General features: G+C 66.8%; 10 protein-coding genes. 3 read left to right on the top strand and 7 right to left on the bottom strand.

Annotation, left to right across the window (positions count from 1 at the left end; all coding sequences use genetic code 11):
• Nucleotides 1-19 precede the first annotated feature (19 nt).
• Nucleotides 20-2191: a type II secretion system secretin GspD gene (gene gspD, locus L2Y94_RS19170; RefSeq protein ID WP_247371165.1), complete on the top strand. Its 2172-nt coding sequence runs from the start codon at nucleotides 20-22 to the stop codon at nucleotides 2189-2191.
• A 64-nt stretch (nucleotides 2192-2255) separates the two neighbouring features.
• On the top strand, nucleotides 2256-4766 hold the full coding sequence (gene hrpB, locus L2Y94_RS19165; protein WP_247371162.1) for an ATP-dependent helicase HrpB: 2511 nt from the start codon (nucleotides 2256-2258) through the stop codon (nucleotides 4764-4766).
• Between the two features lie 183 nt (nucleotides 4767-4949).
• Here hrpB and L2Y94_RS19160 read toward each other — a convergent pair whose 3' ends face one another.
• The 7 genes from L2Y94_RS19160 to L2Y94_RS19130 all read right to left on the bottom strand — a co-directional run bounded on the left by L2Y94_RS19160 (nucleotide 4950) and on the right by L2Y94_RS19130 (nucleotide 11766).
• A complete protein-coding gene (locus L2Y94_RS19160; RefSeq protein ID WP_247371161.1) occupies nucleotides 4950-6020 on the bottom strand; it encodes a hypothetical protein in 1071 nt (356 codons plus the stop codon).
• 6 nt (nucleotides 6021-6026) lie between these two features.
• On the bottom strand, nucleotides 6027-7175 hold the full coding sequence (locus L2Y94_RS19155; RefSeq protein WP_247371158.1) for a hypothetical protein: 1149 nt from the start codon (nucleotides 7173-7175) through the stop codon (nucleotides 6027-6029).
• Nucleotides 7172-8143 carry a hypothetical protein gene (locus L2Y94_RS19150; RefSeq protein ID WP_247371156.1) on the bottom strand — a complete coding sequence of 324 codons (972 nt, stop codon included), beginning with the start codon at nucleotides 8141-8143 and terminating at the stop codon, nucleotides 7172-7174. Before L2Y94_RS19150 ends, L2Y94_RS19155 begins: the two co-directional genes overlap by 4 nt.
• Entirely contained in the window at nucleotides 8140-9153 is a 1014-nt protein-coding gene (locus L2Y94_RS19145) for a hypothetical protein (RefSeq protein WP_247371153.1), read from the bottom strand. Before L2Y94_RS19145 ends, L2Y94_RS19150 begins: the two co-directional genes overlap by 4 nt.
• A 193-nt stretch (nucleotides 9154-9346) precedes the next feature.
• On the bottom strand, nucleotides 9347-10066 hold the full coding sequence (locus L2Y94_RS19140; protein WP_247371151.1) for a pseudouridine synthase: 720 nt from the start codon (nucleotides 10064-10066) through the stop codon (nucleotides 9347-9349).
• A 3-nt stretch (nucleotides 10067-10069) separates the two neighbouring features.
• Complete coding sequence (locus L2Y94_RS19135) at nucleotides 10070-10837, bottom strand: ABC transporter permease (RefSeq protein WP_247371148.1); 768 nt, start codon at nucleotides 10835-10837, stop codon at nucleotides 10070-10072.
• A complete protein-coding gene (locus tag L2Y94_RS19130) occupies nucleotides 10834-11766 on the bottom strand; it encodes an ABC transporter ATP-binding protein (RefSeq protein ID WP_247371147.1) in 933 nt (310 codons plus the stop codon). The genes L2Y94_RS19135 and L2Y94_RS19130 overlap by 4 nt, the downstream gene beginning before the upstream one ends.
• An 82-nt stretch (nucleotides 11767-11848) precedes the next feature.
• Between L2Y94_RS19130 and L2Y94_RS19125 the strand changes: the two genes are divergently transcribed.
• Entirely contained in the window at nucleotides 11849-12595 is a 747-nt protein-coding gene (locus L2Y94_RS19125) for an FAD-binding oxidoreductase (protein ID WP_247371144.1), read from the top strand.
• The last annotated feature ends 72 nt before the right edge of the window (nucleotides 12596-12667 follow it).

Genomic DNA, 12667 nt, shown 5'->3' with positions numbered 1-12667 from the left:
AGACAACAAGGAGCGACTCATGCAACGACGCATATTCGGCGTGGCCGTCTTCGCGGCCATGCTCGCGGCCGCCTGCGCGCCGATGCCACCGGCACGCGAGCCGGGCTCGCTTGAACGCGAGGCCCTGATCGGCACCGGAGACCCCGTTCCCGGCCAGCTTCCCCTTGCCGACGCCGCGCCGCCTGCGGACGACAGGGCAGATCGCGCCACGGGACACATTCTGCGTGGCAGCGGCCGTTTCATTCATCCCCATGCACTGGGCAAGCCGCGCGACGCCGTGAGCGGCGACGCCGGCGTCACGCTCAACTTCGAGAACCAGCCGGTCGAGGCGGTGGTCAAGGCCATGCTTGGCGACCTGCTTGATCTCAACTATGCGATCGCGCCCGGCGTGCGCGGATCGGTGTCGTTCTCCACCGCCAAACCGGTGCGCAAGGACGAAGCCTTGCCCATTCTCGAGACCCTGCTCTCCTGGACGGGCAATGCCTTGGTGAAAACCGGGAGTCGCTACGACGTGATGCCATCCTCGCAGGCCATCGCCGGACAGGCCGTTCCACGCTTGGCGGCGGGTGCGCCGCGGGCGGGCATGGGGGCGCGGCTGTATCCGCTGCGCCACGTCGCGGCATCGGAAATGGTGCGATTGCTGCAACCGTTCGTCACGCAGGACGCGATGCTGCTCGCCGACCCCGCCCGCAACGTGCTCGTATTGGCCGGCACGCCGGCCCAGCTGGCGAACTACGGCGAAACCATCGATACGTTCGACGTCGACTGGGTGGCGGGGATGTCCGTCGGCGTCTTCAGCCTGGAACACGCCGCCGTCGGCGAGATGATCCAGGCGCTCGAGTCGGTGTTCGGCGCGCAGGGTGGGGCACCGGTGGCCGGGCTGGTGCGTTTCCTTCCCATCGAGCGCACGCATGCCATCGTCGCCATCGCCATGCGAGCCGACCTGCTCGATCAGGTCGGCGAGTGGATCGGGCGCATCGATCGCGGTGGCGGCAACGAGCCGCGCCTGTTCGTCTACGACGTGCGCAACCTCCTCGCGTCCGACCTCGCGCGCTACGTCGGCAACGTCTTCGGTGCCGCCGTGGCCGGCGACGTGGGCGGCTCGACGGTGGCACCGGGACTCAGCGCCGGTACGCTGACGGGAGGAAAAACCAAGGGGGCGGGCGGCTTCGACGAGGTGAACGATGGGGGCGACAGCGATCCTTCGTTCTTCGAATCGAGCGCACCGACACCGTCACCTTCCGTTTCCGCGTCGGGCCCGTCGGAGCAGGGCATTCGCGTCACGGCGGTGGACGCCAACAACCAGCTGATGGTGCATGCGCGGCCGGCCCAATGGGCGCAGGTGCGCGAGGCCATCGAGCGTCTCGATGCCGTGCCGCTGCAGGTGCAGATCGAGACACGCATCCTCGAGGTCACCTTGCGCGACAACTTCCGTTTCGGGGTGCAGTGGTACCTCGAGGGATTGGCCGGAGGCGACGGCGCCGTCGCGCAACCCGGCAACCGCCAACGTTGGGCGCTGGGCCAGGCGACGGCCGACAGCCTGCGCCCCGACACGCTTTTCTACTCGTTCGTCAATGCCGAACTGCAAGTGGCGCTGCGCGCCATGGAACGCGACACGAACACCAAGATTCTTTCCGCGCCGTCGCTGGTGGTCGTGAACAACCGCAAGGCGAAGATCCAGGTCGGCGATCAGATTCCGGTGACGCAGACCTTCGTCAACACCCAGGTCGGCAGCGGAAATCAAGTCGGCCAGGTCGAATACAAGGACACCGGCGTCATTCTCGAAGTACGCCCACGCGTGAATCCCGGCGGCCTCGTCTATCTCGACGTCGTGCAGGAGGTCAGCCGTGCCGACCCCGACGGCACCGGCGGCAACGTGCCCATCGTCAAGCGCATGCTCAACACCCAGGTCGCGGTGCAGAGCGGGCAGACGGTGCTGCTGGGCGGGCTGATCCGTGAACTCGACGCCACCCAGCGGGGCGGCGTGCCGGGCCTTTCGCGCATTCCCCTCATCGGCGGGCTGTTCGGCGAGCGGGCGAAGGAGGGTGTTCGCACCGAACTGCTCGTGCTCATCACGCCACGGGTGATCGCCAACGGCGAGGATGCGAAGCGGGTGTCCGACGATTACCGGCGGGCGTTCCGGTCGTTGCGGCCGTTCGACAAGCCCGTCGCTGGCGAGACGCGAGGCTAGAAACGGACGCTTATGCGAAGGCAGCCATGCGAGGCTTTACGAGCTTGCGTACCATTACCTCCGCATGCAACCCGTCTTCCCCATCACCCCGCTGCTTCCCGAACTGCTCGCGTCCCTGACCGAGCACCCGCGGCTCGTTCTCGAGGCCCCACCCGGCGCCGGCAAGACCACCCAGGTACCCCTGGCCTTGCTCGATGCGCCCTGGTTGGCGGGAGGGCGTATCGTGCTGCTCGAGCCTCGCCGCATCGCCGCGCGCGCCGCGGCCGCCTTCATGGCGCGCCAACTCGGCGAGGAAGTGGGCGAAACGGTCGGTTACCGCATCCGCTTCGAATCGCGCGTCGGTCCGCGCACGCGCATCGAGGTGGTCACCGAGGGCATTCTCGGGCGCATGATCCAGGACGATCCCTCGCTCGACGGTATCGGCGCGATTCTCTTCGACGAATTCCACGAACGGCATCTTCCCGGCGACCTCGGTGCCGCGCTGGCGCTGGACGTACAGGCGAGCCTGCGACCGGAGCTGCGGCTGGTGGTGATGTCGGCCACGCTGGACGGCGAACGGATCGCGCAATGGCTGCGCGCGCCACGCCTGACCAGCCCGGGCCGAAGCTTTCCGGTGGAGATGGTCCATCCGCCGGGGAGGCCGCAGGAGACGGTCGAACAGCACCTCGCTCGCATCGTGGCCCAAGCCTTGCGCGAAAACGAAGGCGACGTGCTCGCCTTCCTGCCGGGGCGCCGCGAGATCGAGCGCGTAAGGGGCATGCTCGAACGCCTGGGCGACGAGGTCGAGGTCGTGGCGCTGCATGGCGAGCTTTCGCTCGCCGAACAGCAACTGGCGCTCACGCCGGCCGACCCTGGCATGCGTCGCGTGATACTCGCCACCAACGTCGCCGAATCCAGCGTCACCTTGCCGGGCATACGCGCGGTGGTCGACAGCGGGCAGGCCCGCGAGCCGAGATTCGATCCACCGTCGGGTTTCACTCGTTTGGAGACCGTGTCCATATCGCAGGCCTCCGCCGACCAGCGCGCCGGTCGCGCGGGACGCGTGTCGCCCGGCCGAGCCTATCGCCTCTGGCCGGAAAGCCGGCGCCTAGACGCATCACGTACCGCCGAGATCGAACAGGCGGAACTGTCGGGCCTGGCGCTCGAACTCGCCGGTTGGGGAAGCGACGATCTGCCCTGGCTCGATGCGCCGCCCGCCGGCGCCATGGGCCAGGCGCGTGACCTGCTTCGCCGCCTCGGCGCGCTCGACGATGCCGACGGAATTACGGCCCTGGGGCGCCGAATGCTGGCCCTCGGCGCCACGCCACGCCTGGCGGCCGCCGCATTGCGGGCTCCCATGTCCCACCGTGCGCTCGTCGCCGACCTTCTCGCGCTGGCCGAGGCGCGTTCGCCGTTGCGAGGCGAGGCTGCTCGTAACGACGATTTTCGCCAGCGCCTGCATGCCCTGCATCTCTGGCGCGACGGCGGCGCGCGAGCCGCGCGTGGCGGTTCGGCGGATGCCGGTGCGCTCGCCGCCATCGAGAAGGCGTCCGCCGGATGGCGTCGCCGTCTCGACGTGCGCAGTCCCGCGAGCGGCGTCCCGGACAGCCATGCCATCGGCGATCTCCTCGTGCATGCGTTTCCCGATCGCGTGGGACGTCGCGACGATGCGCAACCGTCGCGCTACCTTCTCGCCAATGGGCGGGGTGCGCGCCTGCATGACGCGAGCGCCTTGCATGGCGAACCGTGGCTGGTGGTGCTCGACCTGCGCCTGGATGCGCGCGACAGCCTCATCTTTGCCGCGGCGCCCTTCGATCCCGACGTGCTGGAGCGCGATCATGCCGACCGTTTCGTCACCGAGCGCGTGCTGCGCTGGGACGATGCCAGGCAGATCGCCGAGGCCTTCGAGGAGCGCCGCTTCGATGCGCTGGTGATCTCGCGCAAGGCCGTGCCGGTCGGCGCCGACGATGCGGTGCCCACCTTGCTGGCCGCGATCCGAGGTCGTGGCGTGGACAGCCTGCCCTGGAGCGAGCACGCGAGGCGCCTGCGCACCCGCGTGAACGCGGTGCGCGTCTGGTCGCCCGAACTGGGTCTTCCCGACGTGGGCGACGAAGCGTTGTTACGCACGCTCGACGACTGGCTTTCGCCGTATCTGTCCGGCAAACGACGCCTGGAAGCGCTGCAGGCGTCGGAACTGTCCGAGGCGTTGTCCTCGATGTTCGACTACGACCAGCGGCGCGCCATCGACGCGCATGCGCCGGAAGAACTCGTCGTGCCCAGCGGCATGAGCCGGCGACTCGACTACGGCGCGCGTGACGACGACCCGGCGGCGCCACCCGTGCTGGCGGTAAAACTCCAGGAACTGTTCGGCCTGGCCGACACGCCGCGCGTCGGCAACGGACGCGTGCCGGTGATGCTGCACCTGCTGTCGCCCGCAGGCCGTCCCATCCAGGTCACCCAGGACCTCGCCGGTTTCTGGAATCGCACGTACCCCGAAGTGAAGAAGGAACTCAAGGGCCGCTATCCCAAGCATCCCTGGCCGGACGATCCATGGACGGCCACGGCGACCCACCGGGCGAAGCCAAGGGGGACATGAGACGATCCCGTGAGGGTGTCGACCGACGGATCGCATCGGGCATACCTTCTTTTTCGTGAGAAGGACCGACGCTGAAATGCGCCGTTCCCACACGGGGGTACGTCCGCCGAATACGGCGCCCGCCACCGGATCGATCGACGCAGGAGTAAGGCGAGAGGCGGCTTTGGCCGCCCCTCGTGTCGATCAACACTCGCGTGAAATGTGCTGCTCCGTGTCTCCGGAAGGGTGTCTCGACGAACGTGCCGAACCATCTCCGGTTCGCCCGGTTTCCTTCGGGTGTGGCCCGAGGCGGAATGACCGGCGTATCCAAGGCGTGTGCCTGGCGCTTTCCATGGCACGAGGCGTCAGCGCCTGGCGGACCTGTGCCTGGCGGGACTCGGCCAGCACGTCCTTGGCGAGGATGGGGCGACCGCTTTGTGAATCGACCAGCAGCGGGCCCTTGAAACGGGCGCCGCCGCTGGCGATGAGCGCCCGTTGCCTGGATGGCGGCAGGTTGCCGAACACCTGGGTGACGCGTATGTCCACATCGTACGTTTCCGCCATGCGTTCCATGACGTGCTGGCACGAGGCGCAGGCGCTTCCGCCGATCATCCCGACGATGCGGCCGCCTCGGGGGACAAGCCCTTCCGCGATATCCCGCTCGATGGCGCGCATGGCCTTGAACTCGGCATCGAGCGCGCCCTGAGCGCCTTCGACATCGAAGGGCGTCAGTACGGAGCCTTCCGGCGGAAGTACGCGTGCCCGAACGTTACCTTCGGGCAGATCCGCGAAATAGATATCGTCCTGCTCGTCGATCAGATCCAGGCCATGGATGACGGATCTGTTCGATGGACCGGGCTCGGGGCTTTCGCCGGTGAAGTCACCCGAATCCATCAGCGGAGGCGTGGAAACCGGGCTTTCGCCGGTGAAGATCGCATCGGCGGTGGCACTCAAGGGTTGGCCGGCAAACGCGTGATAGACGCGCGTCTGCGGTATGCCATCCAGTTCGTATCGGTATTCCATCCGCGCTACGGGGGCGTCGCGCATGGCGACCTCGAGCGACTCCCAGCGGCTGAGGTGGTGGCCCGACGGATGCCGGCCCATGACGACTTCGCGCATGGCATCGACGTGATACTGGCTGGTGGATTCCAGCAGGGCCACGACGTTACCTTCGTCCAATACCGTGCGCTCGAGCGAGACGGTTCCCGCCATGGCGTTCGTGGTGCGCGCACCGACGGCCATCAGGAGCATGAGGGTGAGATAGCGGTATGTCATGGGACGTCAGGCCTCGAGAGGGCAGGTGAGCGGAGAAACGCGTTCCACGGCCTCATCGATGCCTTCCTCGGCCGAAGCGGCTTCGGCCGTCGCTTCCCCGGCCGCCACTTCGTCCGCCGCGGCGACTTCGGCCACCTCGGCGATGGCCGCCACGTCGAGGAGCGGCATGAACAGGGCCGCCGCGGCGAGCATGCGGGCGAGGCCGCTCTGTTCGGGTTCACTGGGGATGGGATGGGTCTGCTCATCGGCCTCGCGCAGATACCAGCGATAGACCGCCCGGTCCGTGGCGGCGACGAAACACAGCGGACGGTCGTCTCCTTCGCCTCGGCCTGCGCGGCCTTCGCGCGGGGTGGCATCCGGGTTGCAGGGGTAGGAAAGGTATCCCTCCATATCCCGGTACGCGGCGGCGACACGGGCTACGCGATAAGCGGCAGGCAATTCACGTTGGCCCGTCGCCGTGGCGGCGCCGAATGGTCGATGGATCAACCGATGCTGGAGCAGGAGCGAGAGATAGTGCAGGTCGTAGGAGGTGAGGTGCCGCAGGGACGTTCCGCTCATCACGCGTTCGTGGACCTCGCCCTCGATACCCAGTTCTCCCCAGCGCTCGCGGGGAAACGCCTTCATCTGGTTGCGCAGGATCTGCATGGCGACGGCGTAGCCTGCGGCCTTCGTGGAGTGCCGGTAGCCGGTGATGTCGATGATCCGCGTGAAGATGTCCGCGTCCACGTTCGCCTTGACCAGGCTGGCTTCGATGAACGGGTCCAGGCGCCTTCCGTTCGCGAGACGAACGGTGCGGCTGACCGGGACGTCCACTTCCGGGCGAGCCCGGGTCGTGCCCAGGTCCCAGCGTACGATGTCGACCGCGTCGTCGTATCCGATCGAGGACGGCAAGTCGCCCAGTACGGCTCCCCATGCGCTGGTGTTGGTGAAATCAGGCTGGTGAGCGATGTCGCTGTAAGGCGAATCGGGCCGGACGAGCAGGCTCGCGGGGTCGATGCCACGTGTCGGCGTATCGTCGAGCCGGGCTTCCTGGTGTTCCTTGTAGAGGGAGAGCACGTCGGGCCCGGGTTTTGCCGCCATGGCCATGGAGGGTGCGACGATGCACAGGCCGGTAATCAGGCAGCGGTGCAGTGGGTGAAGCGATGGAATGATCATTCACACAGTTCCTTTGGGAGAATCGATGCGGGAGCGTCGACCGGTGGAGACGGTTCCGCGTGCCAGCGGACCGGTCGGGCCGACCATGAGATGTCCTTGCTCAGGGCTTGCTTGCTGTAGTCGGTTCGGATCTTGCGTAGCGCATCGGAGGCTTCGCGGCTGTGCGTGACGAGATCCGATGATCCGGAGGCGGCCTCGGACGCGGGATCGACGAGAAAGCGGATGGTTCCGTTCACGTCGTGCTCTTCCGCGAACAGACCGATGTTTTCGCTGCAGGAGACGCAAGGCGCCTTGCTGACGATGCCGGTGAGCCGCCCGCCGCGCGGCAACGCGCCGACGCGTATTTCCCTGTCGAGGTAACGCAGGCTCTTCAACTCCGCGTCGTTGGCTTTGATGGCGTTGCCAGGCGTGGCCTCGAAGTCGGAATCGCCGTGGCGGACGAAGGTCGCGCGAACATGACGGACGGGGGCCATAGGCGAGTCGTCGGCGGGATAGAACGTCGCGTCGTTCACGTCTTTCGCGACTTCCGATTCGGTGACCTCATACGACGAGCCCGATGTCGACGTTCCACCGTCGGACAGGTCGGACGACCCTGTGCTGGACGATTTGCGCGAGAGGATCTTGCTGCGACCCATGTTGAGCGTGGTGTCGAGTGGCTTGCCGCTTCGTCCATGGATCACGATCGTTCGCTGTACGCCGTCCGCCTCGTACGTGTATTCGAAGCGCGAGATCGTGTAGTTGTTCGCCTGTCGGCGGAATTCACCCAGGGCGGCACCGTTCGACCGGACGTCGGCAGCGTCGGCGCGAGCGAGGCGGGAATGGAGGGCGTCGGTGTAGATCCTGGCCTCTTCCGCCAACTGATCGACGTATGCGCCGCCGCCCGGCTCGAGGCGGATCGTGCCCCCGAATACGGGACTGGCGAGTAGACAGAGAAAGCCGAGGGAAAAACGCTGCACCGTCATCGTCATGGTGTCCGCCTCACCTCGTTTCGACGGTGTTCCGGCAGAACGTTCCCGTCCGGTAGCGCCTCGACGGCTTCGAAGCGGGCTTTTTGCAGGTACCACTCGTAGACGGCACGATCCGTCGCTGCCACGAAGCACAGGGGCCGGTAGGTGAGTGGCCGGGCGCTGGCGGAAAGAGGTTTCCAGGCAGGTGCGTCGCCGTGACAGTACCCGCCGGGCTTCGCGTAGCCCCGGCGGTCGGCATAGGCGGCGGCTACGCGTGCGACGCGGAACGCGGCCGGGATCTGCCGCTCACCGCGTTCGTTGAAGGTGGGCCGCCCGGTGAGGACGGCGTGGCGAAGGAGTTCTCCGGCGTAACGCTCGTCCTCGAGCGAGAAGCGCGAGGTGTTCCTGTCGAGATAGTGGTCGACCACGTCGGCACGAATGTTCATGGCGGCGTGGTGGGCGACGGCGGTGGTCGCCGCGCGGTCGCGGACGATCTGGATCGCGACGGCTTCGGCGGCGGCCTCGGTCAGGCGACGGGGATGCCGTCGAAGCGCGCGTTCGAAGATGTCCGCGTCGACCCCCGCCTTGATGGCGTTGGCTGCCGCTTGCCGGCCTTTGTAGCGTCGTTGGCTCTCCGGCGTGACGGCCACGTCGTGGCCAGGGCGTGCCTTGGTCGCGCCGACCTGGTGCTGGAGTGCGGCGAGGGGTTTGGCGAGCGACGATTCCCCCGGGGCGATGCGTTCGGCGGTGCGTTGCCACCATGCCTCGCGCGACCACGCCGGGCTGGCCAGCAGGGGGCTATAGGGGGATCCGGGTTGGGCAAGGAGTTCGCCCAGCACCTGCTTCGATCCGGCGAGGAAGTCGTCGTAGGGCGACGAGTCGTTGGCGTCCTCATCGTCGGGTGAGGGAGGTGACGTGGGTACGCGAGCCTCGGCCATGGCCCGGTAGGCGTCCTCCGGGGGTGTGACCATGGGCTGGCCGGTCAACGTCGACGACGTCGAAAGAAGGGTGAACAGTGATTGCAAGAGCATCGCGGCATCCATGCGAGGTGACGAACGACCGGTGCGTCACGTGCGGCTGCGATGCGATCGCCAGCCAGGCATGACGCCCGGTGCGATCAGTGTGCGGGGATTGCCTGGATCCCGCTGTCGGGAACGAACGATCGGGCTCGAAGGCGCGTTCGTCGGAAATCCATCGGCGTGCGACCGAGGGTGACGCGGATGCTTACCAGCGCGTGCGCGAAGGCAGCAATCCCTTCAACTCGGCCTCGGTGAGGTTGCGCCACTGGCCGGGCTTCAGGTGGCCCAGCTTCACGTTGATGATGCGTACCCGGCGCAACTGCGTCACGCGATAGCCGAAGGCGGCCGCCATGAGGCGGATCTGCCGGTTGAGGCCCTGGGTGAGGATGATCGCGAAGCCGAACTTGGCGATCTTGCGCACCTTGCAGGGCTTGGTCATCTGTCCGTGTACGCGTACGCCGCGCGCCATGCCGGCGAGGAATTCCTCCGTCACCGGCTTGTTCACCGCCACGAGGTATTCCTTCTCATGGTGATTCTCGGCGCGCAGGATCTCGTTGACGATATCGCCGTTGCTGGTGAGCAGGATGAGTCCCTCGGAATCCTTGTCGAGGCGGCCGATGGGGAAGATGCGCTGCGGATGGTCGACGAAGTCGACGATGTTGCCGTCGACCGTGGTGTCGGTGGTGCAGGTGATGCCCACGGGTTTGTTCAGCGCGATGTACACGCCGCGACTCTTCGACGATTCGGGCGCCATGGTGCGGGCGACGACGACCTCGCCGTCGACCTTCACCACGTCGCCCTCGAGCGCCTTGGCGCCCATGCCGACGGTCTCGTCGTTGATGGTGACGCGCCCGGCGACCAGCAGCTCGTCGGCCTCGCGTCGCGAGCAGAGGCCGGATTCGGAGATGTACTTGTTGACCCGCATCGATCAGGAGCGCAGGCCGACGCCGCGCTTGAGCAGGTGCAGCCCCACGGCCGACAGGCCGACCACGAAGACCAGCATCACGACGAAGGCCGTGACGATGGGCACGTCGCTTACGCCGAGCACGCCGAAGCGGAAGGCGTTGACCATGTACAGGATGGGATTGACCATCGAGATGCTGCGCCACGGCTCGCCGAGCAGGTCGACCGAGTAGAACACGCCGCCGAGATAGGTGAGCGGGGTGAGCACGAAGGTGGGCACCAGCGCGATGTCGTCGAACTTCTTGGCGAACACCGCGTTGACGAAGCCGGCCAACGAGAACACCGTCGCGCCGAGCAGCACCGAGAAGAACGTGATGAGCGGATGGGAGACGTGCAGGTCGGTGAAGAACAGCGCGATGACCAGCACCAGGGCACCCACGATGACGCCGCGCACGACCGCGCCGGTGACGTAGCCCAGCAGGATCACCCAGTTGGGCATGGGCGACACCAACATCTCCTCGACGAAACGGCCGAACTTGGCGCCGAAGAACGACGAGGAGATATTGCCGTAGCTGTTCGTGATGATGCTCATCATGACCAGGCCCGGCACGATGTACTGCATGTAGGTGAAACCGTGCATCTGGCCGATGCGGCTGCCGATCAGCTTGCCGAAGATGACGAAGTAGAGCGTCATCGTGATGGCGGGCGGGATCAGCGTCTGCGTCCAGATGCGCAGGATGCGCATGATTTCGCGGCGGACGATGGTGCCCAGGGGAATCAGGTGGTTGCTCATGCCGCGTTCTCCCGGCCGTGCTCGACCAGGCGGACGAAGAGTTCTTCCAGGCGGTTGGCCTTGTTGCGCATGGAGGTGACGGTGACGCCGTGCGAGGACAGTGCGGCGAAGAGCGAATTGAGGTCGTGCGCGCGGGACATTTCCGCCTCGAGGGTGTGGTCGTCGAGCACGCGCAGCGTCACGCCCGGAAGCGAGGGCAGGCCGGCGGGAACGTTGGACACGTCGAGCACGAAGGTCTCGACGTCGAGCGTGGCGAGCAGGCTCTTCATCGTGGTGTTCTGCACGATGCGGCCCTGGTCGATGATGGCGATGTTGCGGCAGAGCTGCTCGGCTTCCTCGAGGTAATGCGTGGTGAGGATCACCGTGGTGCCCGCGGCGTTGATGCCGCTGACGAACTGCCACATGGACCGGCGGATCTCGATGTCGACGCCCGCGGTGGGCTCGTCGAGGATCAGCAGCTTCGGCTCGTTCATCATCGCGCGGGCGATCATGAGGCGGCGCTTCATGCCGCCGGAGAGCATGCGCGCCTGGTGGTGCGCCTTGTCCCACAGGCGCAGTTCCTTCAGGTACGTCTCGGCGCGCTCCATGGCCTCGGCGCGACCGATGCCGTAGAAGCCGGCCTGGTTCACGCAGATGTCGAAGGGTTTTTCGAACTGGTTGAAGTTGATTTCCTGCGGCACGAGGCCGATCAGGCGCATCGCGTCGCTGCGGCGCTTGTGGATCGAGACGCCGAAGATCTCGGCGTCGCCCGCGCTGGCGTTCACCAGCGAGGAGAGGATGCCGATCAGGGTGGACTTGCCCGCGCCGTTGGGCCCCAGCAGGGCGAAGAAATCGCCCGGCTGGACGGTGAGCGAGATGCCCTTGAGGGCCTCGACGCCGTTGCCGTAGGTCTTGCGGAGGTCGGTGACTTGGAGTGCGGGAGTGGTCATGGGCTGCGCCGGGATGACAAGACGCCTATTATACCGGGCTTTGCCGGGCCCCCCAGTGCCCGCTCGTCAACAGAGACTTTCCATGGCCGAACAATTCCAGCTGCGCCTCGCCGACAGTTTCATGCTCGCCCCCTCGGTGCGCCACCTGTCCTTCGAGCGCACGGATGGCCAGTCCCTGGCCTTCGTGCCGGGCCAGTTCCTCCAGGTGCACTTCCATTACGACGACGGCAAGCCGACCAAGCGGAGCTATTCCGTGGCCACGGTGGGCGACGGCTCCGGGCCGGTCCAGCGCGTCGAGATCGCCGTGAGCTACGTCGAAGGCGGGGCGGCCACCAAGCTGCTGGGCGATCTGGAAGAGGGCCAGACCATCGACGCCAGCGGCCCGTATGGCCGGTTCTGCCTCATGGACGGCGACCAGAACCAGCGTTACATCCTCATCGCCACCGGCACGGGCGTGACGCCCTACCGGGCCATGCTGCCGCAGATCGAGGCCCTCATCGCCCGTCGCGGCTGCCGTTTCGTACTGCTCTACGGCGCCCGTAACGAGAGCGAACTGCTCTATGGCGAGGAGTTCGACGCGTTCGCGCGCAAGCACGAGGGGTTCGATTTCCATCCCTGCTTCAGCCGTGGCGCCCGTCCCAACCCCCGGCCGCACGATCGCCTGGGCTATGTCCAGGACATGCTGGCCGAGCTGGAGCCGGCCGCCGACAAGGACATCGCCTACCTGTGCGGCAACCCGAACATGGTCGACGCGGCCTTCGCGGCCCTGAAGGAACATGGGCTGGCCGTTCAGCACATCCGGCGCGAGAAGTACATCTCGTCGCGCTGACCGGGCGTTCCCGCCATATGGAATCGCGGACCCTGTCCGCGAATGGGGTTGCCGACGGACGGGATATACTCC

This window comes from Luteibacter aegosomatis, from assembly GCF_023078455.1.
Classification (GTDB): domain Bacteria; phylum Pseudomonadota; class Gammaproteobacteria; order Xanthomonadales; family Rhodanobacteraceae; genus Luteibacter; species Luteibacter aegosomatis.
This window is presented reverse-complemented; position numbering and strand designations above follow the sequence as displayed.

Excerpts from the sequence above, each read along its gene's own strand:
- L2Y94_RS19155 (WP_247371158.1), bottom strand. The coding sequence starts at position 7,175 with ATGATCATTCCATCGCTTCACCCACTGCACCGCTGCCTGATTACCGGC.
- L2Y94_RS19130 (WP_247371147.1), bottom strand. The coding sequence starts at position 11,766 with ATGACCACTCCCGCACTCCAAGTCACCGACCTCCGCAAGACCTACGGC.
- L2Y94_RS19140 (WP_247371151.1), bottom strand. The coding sequence starts at position 10,066 with ATGCGGGTCAACAAGTACATCTCCGAATCCGGCCTCTGCTCGCGACGC.
- gspD (WP_247371165.1), top strand. The coding sequence starts at position 20 with ATGCAACGACGCATATTCGGCGTGGCCGTCTTCGCGGCCATGCTCGCG.
- L2Y94_RS19135 (WP_247371148.1), bottom strand. The coding sequence starts at position 10,837 with ATGAGCAACCACCTGATTCCCCTGGGCACCATCGTCCGCCGCGAAATC.
- hrpB (WP_247371162.1), top strand. The coding sequence starts at position 2,256 with ATGCAACCCGTCTTCCCCATCACCCCGCTGCTTCCCGAACTGCTCGCG.
- L2Y94_RS19125 (WP_247371144.1), top strand. The coding sequence starts at position 11,849 with ATGGCCGAACAATTCCAGCTGCGCCTCGCCGACAGTTTCATGCTCGCC.
- L2Y94_RS19160 (WP_247371161.1), bottom strand. The coding sequence starts at position 6,020 with ATGACATACCGCTATCTCACCCTCATGCTCCTGATGGCCGTCGGTGCG.
- L2Y94_RS19150 (WP_247371156.1), bottom strand. The coding sequence starts at position 8,143 with ATGACGATGACGGTGCAGCGTTTTTCCCTCGGCTTTCTCTGTCTACTC.
- L2Y94_RS19145 (WP_247371153.1), bottom strand. The coding sequence starts at position 9,153 with ATGCTCTTGCAATCACTGTTCACCCTTCTTTCGACGTCGTCGACGTTG.